Genomic DNA, 16092 nt, shown 5'->3' with positions numbered 1-16092 from the left:
ACTCTCCTGAGAAAACCCGGCGGCGCTACCCGCAACCGCGCGGTCCGACCCGTAGGCTGGGACGATGCGGGCGATTGCGTTCTACGAATTCGGCGGTCCGGACGTACTGCAGATCGTCGACATCCCGATCCCGGAACCGGGCCCGGGGCAGGTCCGAGTCGCGGTGCGGACCACCGCCGTGAATCCGGCGGATTGGAAGATCCGTTCCGGCGCACTGTCTTTCGGTGAACCGGTGTTCCCGCAGTATCCGGGTGGTGAGATCGCGGGGGTGGTCGACGCGATCGGTCCGGATGTCACCGATGTGGCGGTCGGCGACGAGGTACTGGGCTGGGCGGTCGCGGCGTACGCGGAATACACCCTCAGCAATGCCGTCGCGAAGAAACCCGAGGAACTGTCCTGGCCGGACGCCGCATCGCTCCCGGTCGCGGTGTCGGCAGCGGCGAAGTCATTGGCGGCACTGAAAATACAACCGGGCGAAACGCTGCTGATCAATGGTGCGTCCGGTGCGGTGGGGTCGATGGCGGTGCAGCTGGCGGCGGCCGAGGGCGTCACCGTGATCGGCACCGCATCCGCGGCCAATCAGGATATTGTGCGCGAACTCGGCGCCACTGCGACCACCTATGGTGCCGGTCTGGTCGAGCGCGTGCGCGAACTCGCGCCGAATGGCATCGACGCGGTCTTCGACGCCGCCGGACACGGTGTGCTGCCCGCCGCCATCGAATTGCGCGGCGGCACCGACCGGATCGTGACGATCGTCGATCCGGCGGCCCGCGAACTCGGCATCACCTTCCTCGCGGGCAGCGGCGCCCAGCGGCCTACCGAACTGCTCGAGCAGGTCGCCGAACGCGTCGCCAGCGGTGCGTTCCGGCTGCCGGGCGAGGCGCGGACCTTCCTGCTGGAGCGGGCAGCAGCCGCACAGGAGGAGAGCGAAAAGGGGCGTGGGCCAGGCAAGGTCGTCCTCAACGTGAGCTGACCCGGTTCCGGAACGCCTTGTTGCGAACGACAACCGGCGTACCATCTTTTCTTGCCGTGTGCGGATAGGAGCCGCGGCAAGGAGGAGGACGGGCACGATGGCCAGTAGCCCATCGGCTGACGGAGCGAGCCGCGGTGTGCTCGACGCCGGTTTCCAGATACTGGAGGCCATTTCGGCGGCACCGGAGGGCTGTGGACTGTCCCAACTGGCCCGCACCACCGGATTGGCGAAGGCCACCGCATATCGGTTGGCCGAACAGTTGGTGGCGCTCGGTGCCGTGCAGCGGGTGGAGCAGCGGTATTTCGTCGGCGAGCGGATGGCGGAGCTGGGGCGGCATTGGCAGGCCGCGCCGATCCTGCGCCGGGCCGCGCAACGGCCCGCCCGGGTATTGTCCGCAATGACGAATTCGACTGTCGCGGTGTGCATTCTCGACGGGGGCGAGGTTCGTATGGTCTCCGGGGTAAAGGGTGCCGAGTTCTTCGTCAACACCACCGCCGATCCGGAGTTGGTCTATCGCACCGCGCTGGCGCAGGTGCTCTTCGCGGGACGGGCCGACAACTCCGTCCCGCCGCCGACCTATTCGGCCACCGAATGGCAGCGTGTCTGCTCCGGAATCGTCGATGCCGGAATGATTTCCGTCGATCATCACAAGCTGATAGCCGGGATCTGTTGTGCCGCAGCGGCAATCCGCCAGCCGGGTTTGTGCGATGCGGCCGCAATCGGTTGTATCTCACTGTCCCAACAGTTTCCGCCGAATCTGCCCGGGCTGGTCGCACATGCCGCCCGCGAAGTCGAGAAGAATCTTCGCTGATCGGTTCGTTCAGTGGACCGGGCCGTTCTGCACGCTCGGCGCGGGAATCAGGATAGATGGGCTGTCGAACGCTGCGAGTAAGGGCCGATCCACCGATGCAAGACTCATATCTCTGGGGCCACCGCTACGTCTCCTCATCCGTCACCGAGAATGGCCGGCCACGATTGCTGGTCCGCGGCACCCGGATCACCCTGTGGTTCGTCGACGAGACCCGCCGCCTGTCCGCACACGCGGGCGCCAATACCGTGATGTTCGAGGTGGACCCCGACAGCGGCGTACTGAAAACCCGATCCCCGTTCTCCACCGTGCTGTTCTATCCGCCGGAATTCGCTCACCAGGACTCCTGGCTCACCGAATTCCTGCTCCTCGCGCCGACATGGACCACCACCGGCGACGGCACCCTCATTCTCAGCGATGACCGGATCAGGATCGAGCTGCAGCAGACCGCCGACTGTCCCTGATCCCTAGGTCGCCGGGATAAGAAAGCTTTCGACAACTCGACGGACCTTGGGCACCGCATCGACTTCGCCGAGGCGCAGTGCGGTATTGGCGGCACAGAGGACGGCGTCGATTTGGAAGGCGGCGAGATCGCTATCCAGATCGGCGATTTCGCCCGCGTCGACGGCATAACGGAGTTCCCGCGCGATGATCGCCACCCACTCTCGCTGCTCGCGGACCAGCGCATCGCGCACCGGACCGGGACGGCTGTCGAACTCCGCCATATTCGCGACCCGCAAGCAGCCGCCCGCGAACAGCGGTGTCTGCGCGTAGACGATCCAGCATTCGATCAGGGCGCGAAGTCGTTGCACCCCATGCGGTTGCACGCGGGCCGGACGGATGACGGCATCGATGAACATATCGCGGGCGAAATCGAGCGCCGCGAGCTGCAGCGTTTCCTTGGTCTTGAACAGGGTCTGCACACCCGCCTTGCTGAGCCCGGTATCGGTCGCCAACTTGCCGAAACTCAAACCCTCGAGACCGTCGAGGGATGCGGTGTCGACCGCTTGGCGCAGCACGAGCCGGCGACTCCGTGCACCCCGCAGTAGGCGCTTGTCCTCTGTCGTCATAATTAAAGAGTACGTCCGACCGTATGGTTAGACAATCGGCGGCGCCATCGCCTGCAGCAGATCGCGCAGGGTCTGCTGCTGGGCGGCGGTGAGCGAGGTCAGTGGTGACTGCGCGCCGAGCATGTCGAGCGCCTCGGCGCGCCGCCGCTCCCCGGCTGCCGTCAGCACGATCTGCTTGGCGCGCCGGTCGGTCGGATGTGGTTGGCGCCGAACCAGATCCTGCTGTTCGAGGCGGTCCAGCACGAAGGTCGCGTTCGACGGTTCGCACGACATTCTGGTGGCCAATTCGCGCGCGGTAATCGGATCCGATAGCTCGCGCAGGGCGATCACCTGCGACGGCGTCATATTCAACGCCTCGGCGATGCGGCGAACGTGCACATCGAGGCGGTGGGTGAACTGATGCACCAGCTTGCAGACATCGCGATCGATCTCGATATCCACGGCGAGATTCGGTGGCGCCTGCTCCTTCATGTCGCCCAGTCTAGTGCCATGCTTCGAACTGTGATAGTTCTAGTTCAAATCATTTGAATTGTAACTATCTGGAGTGATGTATGCGGCCTGCTGTCCTTGCGCTCATGCTGGTGGTCTTCAGCCTGACCACCGGCGAATTCGTAATCGCCGGAATCCTGCCCGAGGTGGCCGATGGGCTCGCGGTGTCGGTGCCCGCGGCGGGTCTGCTGGTGAGCGCCTATGCGCTCGGCATGATCGTCGGCGGGCCGGTGGTGACCGTGGCGACGGCGCGGCTGCCGCGCAAACCGCTCGTGGTCGGTTTGGTCGCGGTGGCGGTCGTCGCGAATCTGGGTTCGGCTCTCGCACCGAACTATTCGACCGTGCTGTCGGCAAGATTTGCCGCAGGACTCGTGGTGGCAACGTTTTTCGCAGTCGCGATCGCGACGGTCGTCTCGACGGCCGAACCCGGCCGCGAGGCATCGGCGGTGGCGCAGGTGGCGCTCGGCATGAATCTGGGAATTGTCGGCGGCACTCCGATCGGCGCTGCCATCGGCCAATCTTTGGGCTGGCGTGCGACATTCGTGTCGGTCGCGGTGTGCGCGGCCGTCGCGCTGCTGCTCGTGCTGCGTTTCCTGCCGGCGATGCCCGCGCCGTCGAGCGGATCGGTGCGCGGGGAGCTGCGCGTATTCGCCGATCGCCGTGTGCAATTGGCGATCGGGCTCACCGCGCTAGGCAATGTCGGTGTGGTGACGGTCTTTACGTACTGCACCCCGCTGCTCACCGAGGTGAGCGGCTTCGCGGCAGGTGTGGTGCCCGCGCTGCTGCTGGTGTACGGCGCGGGCGCGGTGCTCGGCAATTATCTCGGTGGGCGGCTGGCCGATAGGGCGCTGATGCCATCGCTGGCGGGTCTGCTCGCAGCCCTGGCGGGCACGCTGGCGCTGCTCTGGGGCGTCGCCGAAATTCAATTGGTCACGGTGGCACTGATTTTCGTGCTGGGTGTGCTGGCCTTCGCGATCATTCCCGGTATGCAGACCCGGGTCGTGACCGCGGCGGGGGCGGCACCCACGCTGGCGGTCGCGGTCAATGCCTCCGGATTCCAACTCGCCGCCGCATGCGCGGGCCGCATCGGCGGTTGGGCCATCGATGACGGACCGGGACTGCGTTCGATCTATCCGATAGCCGCTGTCCTCACGGTATCGGGCTCGGCGATGGCGCTGTACATGCTGCGGCGTGATCGCAAACCCGTGTTGGAATCCAGCTGACCGGTATGTCGTTGAATCCGGTTGCTGCACAATCTGTCTCGAGTCGAGCCGCTATTATCTGGCTAGACGCTTACCAGCGTCGCCGATATCAGAAGAGGGGTACGACTGTGAGCATGATTCTCGCCGCGGCACATGACACGTATGGAGCAGTCCTGGCCCAACTCGGCAACCCGACACCCGAGGCGCCGCCCCTCGCGGACAAGATCCTGCAGATGGTGCGCTATTTCACCTGGTTCATCCTGCTGGCAGGCATTACCGCCATCACCTACGCGGGCGGTCGGTTCGCCTGGGAGAAGTGGTCCGGCGGCGGCCTGCAATCGCCGAAGATGGTGGCGGGAGCCATGATCGGCGGTGTCGTCGCGACCAGCGCGGGCACCATCATGAATGCGGTGATCGGGACCTAGGAACGCCATTTGATGGAGCAACCCATGCTCGGCCGATGCGGCTCGGGCACGGGGGCTCCGGTGCGTACCGCCTCGACCGCGGCGTGTAATTCGTTGCCGGTCACCGGTTTACCGTTGCCCGGGGTGGATTCGTCGAAGGCGCCGCGGTAGGCGAGTTCGAGGCGTACGTCGTAGAGGAAGAAGTCCGGCGTGCACGCGGCCCGGAAGGCTCGACCGACCTGCTGTGTTTCGTCGATCAGGTAGGGGAATCTCCAACCGGCGCGATCGGCCTGGGCCCGCAGGTGCTCCGGTGCGTCGTCCGGGTAGGCGTCGGCGTCATTGGTGCAGATCGCCACGGTGGGGATGGTCAGCGTGCCGAGCACCTCGCCGAGCTTCGACTCGAGGTGCCGCACATACGGGCAGTGGTTGCAGGCGAAGATGACCAGTAGCCCGGGCCCGTCCGCATAGTCGGCACGGGTGTGCAGCTGACCGTCGAGGTCGGGCAGGCTGAAATCCGGAGCGGGCGTTCCGATCGGGACCATCAGGGATTGAACCGACATGAGGAGCCTCCATCCGAGTCGATATCGAGCGTAGTGCGCTTTACCGCGCCAGATCCGCCGGATCGGTATTGGCCCCGCACAGGACGACGCAGACCCGCTCACCCGGCTCGGGGCGATACGCATCGGTGGTCAGCGCCGCGACCGCCGTTGCGGCGGCGTGTTCCACCGCGAGTCGGCGGTCCTGCCACAGCGCCAGACGGGCCGCGATGATGTCGGCGTCGGGGACGAGCACCGAGGTCACGTCGTAGTTCTGGGCCGCGTGCAGTGCCAATTCGGTGGCGCGGTGGGCGCCGAGGGAATCGGCGGCGACCGAATCGACCGTCGCGTCGACGATCCGTCCGGCCTGGATCGCATCGTGCAGCGCACGGCAGTGTTCCGGCTCGACCGCGATAGTCCGGACGCCGTAGTGGTCCGCGGCCGTGGCGACCCCGGCGAACAGACCGCCGCCGCCGACCGCGACGACGATGGTGTCCAGTCGGGGAAGCAGGTGGTTGATCTCCACCATCAGGGTGCCCGCTCCGGCCGCGATATAGGGGTTGTCGTAGGCGTGTGAAGGCAAAGCGCCACTGGTATCGGCGAATTCGCGACAGGCAGCGAGTGCGTCGGCGTATTCGGCGCCGACCAGGCGCACATCGGCGCCGTAGCCGCGCAACCGCTCGACCTTCACCAGCGGCGCGGTGGTCGGCAGGAATACCGTCGCCCGCACGTCCTGTTCGCGGGCCGCCCACGCACACGCGAGTCCGGCATTTCCGCCGGATGCGATGGTCACGCCCGCGTCCGGCAATGTTGCGTCGTCCTGGTGCGCCTGGATGAAGTTTCGGGCACCGCGGGCCTTGAACGAGCCGGTGTGCTGCATGAACTCCAGTGCCAGCCACAGCTCGCCGGTCGTCGCTATCGCATCCCCGGGCGCGATGGCGACCGGCCGCACGTGTCCGGTGATCCGATCGGCGGCGGCCTTCACATCGCCGTAGTTCAGTTCCATTTGCGCTCCTGTCCGCGGTCCCGCACTGATCATCTTGCCCTTCTCGTCAGACGCTGAGGAACGCCCGGTGCAGGAGGTCGAGCAGATCGGTGAGGTGGCGGTCGTAGGCCGCCTGATCGAAGACCGGGGTGTCGCGCATGGTGAAGCCGTGGCGGGTATTCGGGTAGACCACCGATGCATAGCGGACGTGCGCCGCGTCGAGGGCCTTTTCCAAACGGGTGATCTGCTCCGGGGGTATCGAATCATCTTGGCTCGCATGGGCGATCAATAATTCGGCAGTAATACTCGCGGCGGAGTGATGCGGACTGTCGGGTTGCTCGTCGACGGCCAGGCGGCCGCCGTGGAAACTGGCGGCGGCCGCGATGCGATTCCCGAATGCGCCCGCCGCGCGCAAGGCGAGTCGACCGCCCATGCAGTATCCGGTTACCGCCACCGGACCCGGTGCCACGAACTCGGCCGCATCCAGCCAATCGAGATAGGTCCGGGTGTCCTGCAATGCCTTTTCTGGAGTGAGCGCCGCCCGCGCCGGGCCCAGTGCGACAAAGAATTTCGCATGCCCTTCCGGATCGGCGGAATCGGGCATCGGGAGCACCGGAGCGGGTCCGGTTCGGTAGAAAATGTTGGGCGCCAACACGATATAGCCGTCGGCCGCGATGGCTTGCATCATTTCGCGCAGCCAGGGCCGCAGGCCGTAGGCGTCCATATTGAACAGCACGCCGGGATGGGCGGCGCCGTCATCGGGTCGGGCCAGGTAGGCGTCGGCATTGCCGTCGGCGGTGCGGACATCGAGGGTGCTGAATGCGACGGGCATCGTCATGGCATATGACGCTATCGGAGATTTTCGATATCGCCGAGTCCTCTTATTTGCGAACAAATTGCCGATTTTCGCGCCATGTAGTCTGCGTCCATCTGGAAGTTGTAGTCATGCTCTGTCGAAGAGAGGTTGACCTGTGAAACTGATCTGGATGACGGCGACGGCGGCACTTGCCGTTGCCGTGGCGGGATGCACCGATGACAAGTCCACGACTGCCGCGTCGAGTTCGTCCGCACCATCGGAAACGAGTTCGGTGAGTGCGACGCCGATCGAAAACGAGGAGCCGGGCGACGGCGTGCGGATTCCGTTGGGGGAGACCAAGAAAGTGCCGATTCCCGCAGATGCCGTGATGGATATCAAGGTGCCTGTCGACTGGGGCGCGGCGAGCGGGAGCCTGCGCTGCGCGGTAACCGACAGCACCGGCCGCAACGAAGACCTCCGTTCCACCAATGCGAAAAAACAGGAAACAATCGGCGGAAAAGAGTGGATGACGCTGTGGACCTTTTCCTCACCCGCCGGCGCCGAGGTCACCGTCGGTTGTAAGGATCGGGAGTCGAAAATCGCCGCGGGCGACGATCACCTGATCCGGGTCGTCCCGCGCGGCATCACTCCGCACTGAATCGCTGTGACACGGGCGCCCACCCCGCATCCCGAGCCTGCGGCACGCCACCGCGATTGTCGACCGTGTAGACGATTTCCACCGATCCGCCGGGCAGTGCACGCGAACTCTCGAGGGTGAGGCCGGTATCGATATCCAGGGCTTCGGTCAGCCGCATCCCGCCACCGACGAAGAAGGGCAGCACGACCAATTCGAGCTTGTCCAATGCGCCGAGTGCGCGGAAGGTTTCGATGGTGCGCGGGCCGCCGATCAAGTGGACATCACCACCGCGATTGGCCGCGCGCAGCTGCTCGAGCAAGCGTGCCGGATCGCTGTCGACAGTGACGTGATCGGGCGTGCCCGCGGAACGCTGCGATGCGAGCACGAACACCTGCAGCGTCGGCCACGGCCAGCGGTCATTGGTCAGCGCGGGCGCGAAGGTGGTGTGCCCCATGAGCGCGGCCTCGCAGGTCGCGACGAATTCCGGAATGCCGTGGCTTTCGCCGGGCACATACGCCGGGTCGACCACCTGTGGCGGCCACCCGTTGGGCGTGGTGATGTAACCATCGGCGCTCATGCACAAGCGGGAACGAATCTGCATACGACGTGCCTCCTCGGCGGTGTGGTCCGGTCTGCTCGATACGACGACGCGGCTGCCGGGAATTCATCGGTTTCCGATCACCAGACCCAGTAGGCGCAAGGCGAGTTCGGTATCGCCCGTGACTTGCACGCGGTCGACCACATCCGCCGGATCGAGTTGGCGCGTGCCGAGGCGCCCCAGGGTGTGCAAGTCGGTCGTGACGGTGGCATCGGCATTGCCGAGTTCGCCGGGGGTCACGGTGGCTCGTCCGTCGTCGATGACGATGACCGCGGCGGAACCGTCGATGTGGAATTGGATCGTCGCCCGCATATCCGCGGGCGGGTCGATCAGTGTCGCGAGGAAGACGAGCGTCCATTCGGCGCGATAGCTCTCCTCGGGACGTCGCGGTTCGTCGAAATGGTGCCGCATGCCCCACATGGCAAGGGGGACAAGCGCTGCCGCGAGTTCCCGACCGGCCGGGGTGAGTTCGTACACCTGCGACGCTGCCGGTGGCGGCAGGGTGTTCCGGCTGATCAGGCCGTCGTCGTCGAGCTGTTTGATGCGCGCGGCGAGCAGGCTGGTGCCGATGCCGTCGAGTGCGTCGGCGAGGTCGGTGTAGCGCTTCGGACCCGCCATGAGTTCGCGGATGATCAGCAGCGTCCAGCGTTCGCCGACGAGGTCGAGGCTGCGGGACAGTCCGCAGTACTGGTTGTAGGTGCGCCGCGCCATCGCCATCCTCTTAGTTTGAAATCATAGTGTACTTACTTCTAAATCTTATGTTAGCTTCGAGTCGGGGCTTGGTCGAACTCAGGAGAGACCCGTGACTACATCGCTGACGAATTCCGCCGAACTCACCGCACTTTCCGCCGATATCCCGACTGACGTGCGCCACCACTTCGTCCAGATCGATGGCCTGCGCATCCACTACGCCGAGGCGGGGGCGGGTGAACCGCTGATCCTGCTGCACGGCTGGCCCCAGCATTGGTGGGAGTGGCGGCACGTGATCGCACCGCTCGCCCAGCGGTATCGGGTGATCTGTCCGGATATCCGCGGCCTCGGGTGGTCCGAAGGATCCGATGACGGCTACAGCTTCGAGCGACTGGCGCGTGATCTCGTCGAATTGCTGGATCGGTTGGCGGTGGATCGGGCGCGGGTCGTCGGACGCGATTGGGGGTTGGTCGTGGGGTATCGCGCCTGCCTGAACTGGCCGGAGCGGTTCGACCAGTTCGTCGCGCTGGCCGGTGTGCATCCGTGGACCATCGATGGGGTGCGGTCCGCGGTATTCACCAGGCCTTGGCACGTCTACGCGCTTGCCGCACTCGGGCGTTCGTCAGCACTGCAAACGGCACTGACAAGGCGGAGTCTGCACGCATGGCGGCACCAGGGACGCTTCAGCGATGTGGAGACCGCGGCCTATTTGTCCCGGATGCGCACACCGAGCGCGCATGCGGCGACCACCGACTTCAATCGCAATGTGGTGCTGCACGAGGTACCGCATTTCGCACGGCATTACCGCATGATGCGCCTGCGGGTGCCGACCCTGCACCTCAACGGTGCCTGCGATCCGCTCTCCGAGGGCGTGCCGGACAGCTATCGCGATTACGCCGACGATATGCGCCTGGAACGGATCCCGGACTGCGGTCACTTCGTGCCGGAGGAGCGGCCGCAGTGGCTGGCCGACCGGCTGCTGACCTTCCTCGACTGAGGCGCGAGACGGCACGGGTAGCCTCGGATTCGTGGCAGCGGTAGTGCCGGGATATCGGGAGCGGCCGTCGCGGCTCCCGGGTGCTGTGGTGTGGACGAATACCAATGTCACCGGGGCCGCGGCCGTACCGGTATTGCCGGACGGATGTATGGACCTGCTGTGGAGCAATGGCAGGTTGCTGGTGGCCGGACCGGACACCCGGGCCTATATGGCCGATGGTGCGACGGGCACTCGATGGGTCGGGATTCGATTCGCACCGGGCGGCGCGCCTGCCCTGCTCGGGGTGGCCGCGCACGAATTGCGCGATAAACGGGTGGAGTTGGCGGATCTGTGGCCCGCGGCGACGGCTCGCCGGCTCGCGGAACAGGTCGGGGCGTCAGCGGATCAGACCGCCGCATTGGAGGCGATCGCAATGCGGCGGGCATACGACACCGAACCGCCCGACCCGGTATTGCGGCGGATCGTCGATGCGCTGGACGCCGGATGGTCGGTCGCGGCGACGGCCGAGGCCGCGGGGCTCGGTGCGCGGGTGTTGCATCGACGCTCGCTCGCGGCCTTCGGCTACGGGCCCAAGACATTGGCGCGAATCCTGCGGCTGCAGCGGGCGCTCGCGGTGGCTCGCAGCGGAGTACCGCTCGCGGACACCGCATTTCGTACCGGATTCGCCGATCAGGCCCACCTCGCGCGCGATGTGCGCGAACTGGCCGGCATGCCGTTGAGCGAGTTGCTCACCCGCTCCCGGTGACGGCTCAATCCGATAGCGCGGCGTACAGATCGACGCTGTTGCCGTCCGGGTCCAGGATCGTCGCGTAGCGCTGGCCCCAGAAGGCGTCCCATGGCTTCAGTTCGCCGCGGTATCCGGCATCGATGAGTTCGCTGTAGACCGCATCGACCTCGGTGGGATCCGCGCACTGGAAGGCCAGCCCGAGTCGGCCCGCGGACGTCGGCGGCTGCCAGTCGGAGTGGAACGACTTGATCACCGCCTCGGTATCCAGCGTCAGGCGCATACCGCCGGGTAAGGGTGCCTCCATATGCCCGTCATCCGTCTCCGGGAACTCGAGACCGAGGCGTCGGTAGAAGGCGAGCGAGGCGGCCATATCGCTGACGACAATGCCGATGACATTGAGTTGTGGAGTCATATCCGCAGCGTATGCCGTACTTCGGCAGTCGTCTTGAACAAATCGGACTCAGCAGGCGGTGGCCGGGATCAGTTCCGCGATGAGGTTTTCCACCAGGATGCGGATCCGGTCGCGGATCGAGCGCACGATGGCGATGTCCTCGCCGGTCGCATCGGGCAGCATCCAATCTCGGTAGCTGATACCGGGGAAGAACGGGCACGCATCACCGCAGCCCATGGTGACGACCACATCGGACATGGCCACCGCGTCCACGGTCAGCAGCTTCGGCGCGTGCGTCGAGATATCGATACCGAGTTCGGCCATGACCGCCACGGCGGCCGGATTGACGACGTCGGCGGGCGTGCTCCCGGCGGAGTGCACATCTATGCGGTCGCCGGCGAGCGCATCGAGGAATCCGGCGGCCATTTGCGACCGGCCCGCATTGTGGACACAGACGAACAGCACGCTGGGCTTGTGAGCCATGTGCGGGAATACCTTTCAGGCTGGTGAATCGGAGCTGTGCCGTGGTTCTGGGCGCAATGTCGGGATTGTCGGGCGGCTGCACCGGGTCTGCGTCGGAGGGTGCGTGATACGTATACCAGGACGGGTGGAATATGTTTCGCGACGAGGGGGGCGACTTTGTCCGCCAAGGCATCTCGAGGCCCGTCGCTCGAGAGTTGTTGCCGCACGCGGGATATCGACCGAGAAGAAACCGGTCGGTCAGGAAATCGGCATTTTGCCTGGATACGGCGCGGCCCGCGGTGCCGGAGGGGCAACCGCGGGCCGTGGACGCGCGCGAGGCGTCACATGGGACGCAGATTGATGACCTTGCGCAGACGCGCGCGATCGCGCGCGAGCCGCCGCGCCTCGTACGCGATCGGGAAGTAGCGCACCCGCTCCGGCAGCAGCGGCACCGTGCGGGCGATGAACCAGCCCAACGCCTTCAGCTTGCGCTCATCGGACTCCGACCACGTCAGGCCGAGCTTGCGCCGTGCTGCCTCCGGGGTGGTGCCGACGGTGACGAAATACTGCAGTCGACCGACCGGTGCGACCATGCGCTTCCAGGCCGGGCGCAATGCACGCGGCAACTGCTCGGGCGGCGCGATCGACTGGATCACCCGCAGGTAGTCGTGCGCGGTACCGGTCTCCTGCAGGTGGTTCTCCACCATATCCGTGAAAAACGTCTCGAATTCGGTGTAGTTCGCCGGAATCTCCTTGGGTGCCACCATGAAATTGCGCATGAGCTGCACCGTTTCCTGGTAGTACGCCTCTTTCTCGGCCGGGGTCAGCGGGCGGCGGGCGAAGTATTCGGCGTTCTCGGTGAAGGCGAAGGTGCCGGTGTGCAGCACCCAGGCCCACGGACCGGAGGCCAGCGCCTTGTGCCGGACACCATCCGGGGTGGTGGTGTTGAGCGAGGCGTGCATCTTGCGCAGGCGATCCGCTTCGGCGATCGCCTCGTCGCCGCCGTAGATCCACATCATCACCGAACCGATGCTGCGCACCGCTCGTCCGAGCGGATCGGTGCGGAAGGTGGAGTGCTCGTCGACCACGGCGGCGATGGTCGGTTCCATGGTCTGCAGCAGAAATGCCGAGCCGGCGGTGAGGGAGAAGGTGATCAGGCCGGTTTCGTCCCACATTCGAGTGCCCGGTGCGAACGGGCGGCGCTCCGGAGCGGTCCGCGAATCGGCATCGAATGCGGCGGCGGTCATTGCGATCTCCTTTGATCAACCATCCAAGAGTTTGAGAGACTTAGTGTAACAATCTCTCACGAACTTGGCTTGTCGACCGCGCGCCCTGGGCACTGATAACGCAGCCCCCTAGGCTGATTAGATGTGACGACCGACTGGCGCAAACGGGACGGGCGGATCGGCGTGCTCACCGGCGCGGGCATCTCCACCGATTCCGGCATTCCCGACTTCCGCGGCCCCCGCGGCGTATGGACGAAAGACCCCATCGCCGAACTGTTGTCGACCTACGACGCCTACCTCGCCGATCCGGAGCTGCGCAAACGCTCATGGCTGGCCCGCCGCGACAATCCGGCCTGGCAGGCCCAACCCAATGCCGCGCACGCCGCACTGGCCGACCTGGAGCGCGCCGGACGCACCATCACGATCATCACCCAGAACATCGACCGGCTGCACCAGCGCGCCGGATCCTCACCCGGCCGGGTGATCGAAATCCACGGCAATATGTTCGAAGTCGTGTGCGTCGGTTGCGAATACCAGACGAGCATGGCCGCCACCCTGGCACGGGTGGCTGCGGGCGAGGCGGATCCGCCGTGTCCGGCCTGTGGCGGCATCCTGAAATCCGCGACCATCATGTTCGGCCAGCAGATGGATCGCCGCACCATGACCAAGGCCGCGCTGACCGCCGAGGCCAGCGATGTCTTCCTGGCCATCGGTTCCTCACTGCAGGTGGAGCCCGCGGCATCGATGTGCGCGATCGCCGTCGACAGCGGCGCGGATCTGGTCATCGTCAATGCCGAACCGACGCCCTATGACAGCATCGCCACCGAGGTCATCCGCGAACCCATCGGCACGGCCTTGCCGCGCCTGGTCGCCGAGATACTCGCCGGCTGAACCCATGCGGCTCGGCCACCACGGGGCGAGTCTTACGAGCGAACACGCAGCGCCGAAGGCACTGCAAATTAGACACAGCCGAGTACCCGCTCGACGTAGGCGTTGGCGAAGCGGCCCTTGGGATCGAAGCGGCGGCGCACTTCGGCGAAGTGATCCCAGTCCGGGTAACGCGGCCGCAGTGTTTCGGCGGTCTGGAAGTGGCGCTTGCCCCAGTGCGGGCGGCCGGCGTACTTGTCGAAAACCGCTTCGCAGGCGCGGAAATACGGTTCGAAGTCCATGCCGCGGTACTGGTGCACGGCGATGTAACAGGTGTCGCGGCCACCGGCGGGGGAGAGAAACGCGTCATCGGGGGCGACCCAGCGCACCTCGATCGGCATCGGCGTATCGAACCGCGTCGAGAGGTCCTTGATCTCGCGGATGGCGGCGACGGAATGTTCGCGCGGGATCGCGTATTCCATCTCGGTGAAGCGAATCAGCCGAGGCGAGGCGAAGACTCGATAGGAGCGGTCGACCTGGCGGCGGTAACTGCCCGCATACGCCGCGCCCCGATGGATCCACGGCACCAGCCGCGGCCGGCGCTTGCCGAGTCGGCACAGCGCGTCGAAGGCGTAGTTGGACATCAGGATGTCGGCGAACCAGTCGGCGGCCCGGCCGCGCGGCTGTTCCGGCAGGTCGACGGGGTTATTGCGTTTGGTCATCGCCAGCGGGCTGTGGCCGAACATGTAGAACTCGAAATGCTGGTTGCCGTCGACATAGGCGTCCAGATCCGCGAGGACCTCCTCGACCGGCACCGGACGCTCGATTCCCTCCAGTACGAACGACGGCACCATCTGCAGGGTGACCGCGCTGACAACGCCGAGCGCCCCGACGCTGACCCGCGCCGCGCGCCAGCCGTCCGGGTCGGACTCCTCGGTCAACTCGACCCGGCTGCCGTCGGCGAGCACCAGTTCGATGGATTGCAGAGCGGCCGAGAGGTTTTGCAGCGTCGCACCGGTGCCGTGGGTGGCGGTGGCGGTCGCGCCCGCGATGGTCTGTACGTCGATATCGCCGAGATTGGGGAACGCCAGGCCGAGTGGATGCAGTGCGTTGCTCGCGGCATTCAGGGTAATGCCCGCCTCGACTCGAACGCGGCCGGTCTCCCGGTCCACGTTGAGGATGCGGTTCAGCTTCGCCAGGTCGAGCAGGATGCCGTCGGTGAGTACGGCATCGGTGAACGAATGACCCGCACCGGCGACGCGTACTGTCTGTCCGGTGGCGGCGGCGCGGCCGATGATCTCGGCCAATTCTTCGGTATTTCGCGGGGCGGCGACGGCGGCTGGCGTGCACTGTTGATCCCCGGCCCAGTTCCCCCACGAGTTGGTCATATGTCCAACTGTAAGGGCTGGCTCAGTTGAGCGCTAGATATGTCCGGTTTTTTGCGCTAGCGCTTGCGGCCCGCGCAGACGAACGACTTGGCCTGTTCTACTTCCTCGTCCGTCAAGGGGGGTGCCGGTAGCGGCCGGCGCGGCGTGTCATCGCTGCGTACGCCGTTGAGTGCGATGGCCATATAGCGTTGCCAGGCATTCGGATTCACCGGCTTGGAGAACTCGGCGAGCGCGTCGACCATATGGATCAGCGCGAAGAAGTCCGAGGGCTCGATATCGGGCTGCAGTGCCCCGGCTTCGCGTGCGCGATCGATGACCGCGGCGATGGTCGGCTTGATCCGGTCGCGCAACTGGGCGAAGCGCTCCATATCCTCCTCGAGTTCGAGCATGACCTCGCTGAAGCCACGATTGGTAGCCAGATGGGTGCAGGCGTACTCGAAGAACTGGACCAGTCCCAGCCAGGGGTCGGGATGCTCGGCCGCGGTCTCCGCGGCGACGGCGAATTCGCCGACATTCTGTTCGAAGACCTCCGCGATCAATTCCTTCTTGTTGGCGAAGCGCCGGTAGACGGTGCCGACGCCGACCCCGGCGCGTTCGGCCACGTCATCGAGGGTGATCTCCAGGCCGTGATCGGCGAAGAGCTGGCGGGCTGCCTCGACGATGCGCTGCTGATTGCGGGCAGCGTCGGCGCGTAGACGCCGAGGTGGAGGCACGGTAGTGGCGGGATTCACAGGCACATCCTAGCAATAAGTGGGGTTAAGTGGAGGAGATGTCTCCGTTATTGTGTTAGCTTAACTCGGTAAGCGGAGGAACCTCCTCCGGATTAAGCCTCGAGGCAAAAGGGGA

At 65.7% G+C, this 16092-nt stretch carries 20 protein-coding genes and 1 pseudogene; 9 read left to right on the top strand and 12 right to left on the bottom strand.

Annotated features, from left to right (window positions below; genetic code table 11):
• The first annotated feature begins 64 nt into the window (after positions 1-64).
• The 3 genes from ACIBW7_RS36930 (at position 65) to ACIBW7_RS36920 (ending at position 2245) form a co-directional block, all read left to right on the top strand.
• On the top strand, positions 65-973 hold the full coding sequence (locus ACIBW7_RS36930; RefSeq protein WP_397054698.1) for an NADP-dependent oxidoreductase: 909 nt from the start codon (positions 65-67) through the stop codon (positions 971-973).
• A gap of 97 nt (positions 974-1070) precedes the next feature.
• Positions 1071-1784, top strand: a complete 714-nt coding sequence (locus tag ACIBW7_RS36925; protein ID WP_397054696.1) for a helix-turn-helix domain-containing protein — start codon at positions 1071-1073, stop codon at positions 1782-1784.
• A gap of 95 nt (positions 1785-1879) precedes the next feature.
• Positions 1880-2245, top strand: coding sequence for a hypothetical protein (locus ACIBW7_RS36920; RefSeq protein WP_397054694.1), 366 nt, complete (start codon positions 1880-1882; stop codon positions 2243-2245).
• Positions 2246-2248: 3 nt separating this feature from the next.
• On the opposite strand, the gene ACIBW7_RS36915 is transcribed toward ACIBW7_RS36920, so the two are convergent.
• Complete coding sequence (locus tag ACIBW7_RS36915; RefSeq protein WP_397054692.1) at positions 2249-2851, bottom strand: TetR/AcrR family transcriptional regulator; 603 nt, start codon at positions 2849-2851, stop codon at positions 2249-2251.
• A 27-nt stretch (positions 2852-2878) separates the two neighbouring features.
• Positions 2879-3322, bottom strand: a complete 444-nt coding sequence (locus ACIBW7_RS36910; RefSeq protein WP_397054690.1) for a MarR family winged helix-turn-helix transcriptional regulator — start codon at positions 3320-3322, stop codon at positions 2879-2881.
• Positions 3323-3402: 80 nt separating this feature from the next.
• On the opposite strand from ACIBW7_RS36910, the gene ACIBW7_RS36905 reads away from it, so the two are divergent.
• Together ACIBW7_RS36905 and ACIBW7_RS36900 are read left to right on the top strand one after the other, a co-directional pair.
• Positions 3403-4563: an MFS transporter gene (locus tag ACIBW7_RS36905; protein WP_397054688.1), complete on the top strand. Its 1161-nt coding sequence runs from the start codon at positions 3403-3405 to the stop codon at positions 4561-4563.
• 113 nt (positions 4564-4676) lie between these two features.
• Positions 4677-4967, top strand: a complete 291-nt coding sequence (locus tag ACIBW7_RS36900; RefSeq protein ID WP_174415132.1) for a hypothetical protein — start codon at positions 4677-4679, stop codon at positions 4965-4967.
• Here the strand turns inward: ACIBW7_RS36900 and ACIBW7_RS36895 are convergent.
• Genes ACIBW7_RS36895 through ACIBW7_RS36885 form a run of 3 tightly spaced genes read right to left on the bottom strand, consistent with a single transcriptional unit; the run spans position 4964 to position 7305 of the window.
• Positions 4964-5506, bottom strand: coding sequence for a thioredoxin family protein (locus tag ACIBW7_RS36895; protein WP_397054686.1), 543 nt, complete (start codon positions 5504-5506; stop codon positions 4964-4966). The two genes, ACIBW7_RS36900 and ACIBW7_RS36895, sit on opposite strands and share 4 nt — an antisense overlap.
• 40 nt (positions 5507-5546) lie before the next feature.
• Entirely contained in the window at positions 5547-6488 is a 942-nt protein-coding gene (locus ACIBW7_RS36890) for a threonine/serine dehydratase (RefSeq protein ID WP_397054684.1), read from the bottom strand.
• Between the two features lie 46 nt (positions 6489-6534).
• On the bottom strand, positions 6535-7305 hold the full coding sequence (locus ACIBW7_RS36885; RefSeq protein ID WP_397054682.1) for a dienelactone hydrolase family protein: 771 nt from the start codon (positions 7303-7305) through the stop codon (positions 6535-6537).
• A 133-nt stretch (positions 7306-7438) separates the two neighbouring features.
• Here ACIBW7_RS36885 and ACIBW7_RS36880 point away from each other — a divergent pair, with 133 nt between their 5' ends.
• Positions 7439-7921: a hypothetical protein gene (locus ACIBW7_RS36880; protein ID WP_397054680.1), complete on the top strand. Its 483-nt coding sequence runs from the start codon at positions 7439-7441 to the stop codon at positions 7919-7921.
• Here ACIBW7_RS36880 and ACIBW7_RS36875 read toward each other — a convergent pair.
• Complete coding sequence (locus ACIBW7_RS36875; RefSeq protein WP_397054678.1) at positions 7908-8501, bottom strand: dihydrofolate reductase family protein; 594 nt, start codon at positions 8499-8501, stop codon at positions 7908-7910. The two genes, ACIBW7_RS36880 and ACIBW7_RS36875, sit on opposite strands and share 14 nt — an antisense overlap.
• A gap of 63 nt (positions 8502-8564) precedes the next feature.
• Positions 8565-9215, bottom strand: a complete 651-nt coding sequence (locus tag ACIBW7_RS36870) for a winged helix-turn-helix transcriptional regulator (RefSeq protein WP_397054676.1) — start codon at positions 9213-9215, stop codon at positions 8565-8567.
• A gap of 70 nt (positions 9216-9285) precedes the next feature.
• Between ACIBW7_RS36870 and ACIBW7_RS36865 the strand changes: the two are divergent.
• Together ACIBW7_RS36865 and ACIBW7_RS36860 are read left to right on the top strand one after the other, a co-directional pair.
• Positions 9286-10185, top strand: a pseudogene (locus ACIBW7_RS36865) (alpha/beta fold hydrolase); the annotation flags it as partial.
• 31 nt (positions 10186-10216) lie between these two features.
• The gene (locus ACIBW7_RS36860; protein ID WP_397054674.1) at positions 10217-10930 is read left to right on the top strand and encodes a helix-turn-helix domain-containing protein; all 714 of its coding nucleotides are present in this window, start codon (positions 10217-10219) and stop codon (positions 10928-10930) included.
• Between the two features lie 4 nt (positions 10931-10934).
• On the opposite strand, the gene ACIBW7_RS36855 is transcribed toward ACIBW7_RS36860, so the two are convergent.
• The 3 genes from ACIBW7_RS36855 to ACIBW7_RS36845 form a co-directional block, all read right to left on the bottom strand.
• Positions 10935-11324 (bottom strand): VOC family protein, encoded by a 390-nt coding sequence (locus tag ACIBW7_RS36855; RefSeq protein WP_397054672.1) that lies wholly within the window; start codon positions 11322-11324, stop codon positions 10935-10937.
• A 48-nt stretch (positions 11325-11372) separates the two neighbouring features.
• Positions 11373-11786: an arsenate reductase ArsC gene (locus tag ACIBW7_RS36850; RefSeq protein WP_397054670.1), complete on the bottom strand. Its 414-nt coding sequence runs from the start codon at positions 11784-11786 to the stop codon at positions 11373-11375.
• Positions 11787-12106: 320 nt separating this feature from the next.
• Positions 12107-13012, bottom strand: a complete 906-nt coding sequence (locus ACIBW7_RS36845) for an oxygenase MpaB family protein (protein WP_397054668.1) — start codon at positions 13010-13012, stop codon at positions 12107-12109.
• Positions 13013-13135: 123 nt separating this feature from the next.
• On the opposite strand from ACIBW7_RS36845, the gene ACIBW7_RS36840 reads away from it, so the two are divergent.
• Entirely contained in the window at positions 13136-13882 is a 747-nt protein-coding gene (locus ACIBW7_RS36840; RefSeq protein WP_397054666.1) for an SIR2 family NAD-dependent protein deacylase, read from the top strand.
• 68 nt (positions 13883-13950) lie between these two features.
• On the opposite strand, the gene ACIBW7_RS36835 is transcribed toward ACIBW7_RS36840, so the two are convergent.
• A complete protein-coding gene (locus ACIBW7_RS36835) occupies positions 13951-15246 on the bottom strand; it encodes a D-arabinono-1,4-lactone oxidase (protein WP_397054664.1) in 1296 nt (431 codons plus the stop codon).
• A 56-nt stretch (positions 15247-15302) separates the two neighbouring features.
• Positions 15303-15977, bottom strand: a complete 675-nt coding sequence (locus ACIBW7_RS36830) for a TetR/AcrR family transcriptional regulator (protein WP_397054662.1) — start codon at positions 15975-15977, stop codon at positions 15303-15305.
• Between the last annotated feature and the right edge of the window lie 115 nt (positions 15978-16092).

This window comes from Nocardia sp. NPDC049526 (assembly GCF_044465765.1).
Taxonomy (GTDB): Bacteria; Actinomycetota; Actinomycetes; order Mycobacteriales; family Mycobacteriaceae; genus Nocardia.
This window is presented reverse-complemented; position numbering and strand designations above follow the sequence as displayed.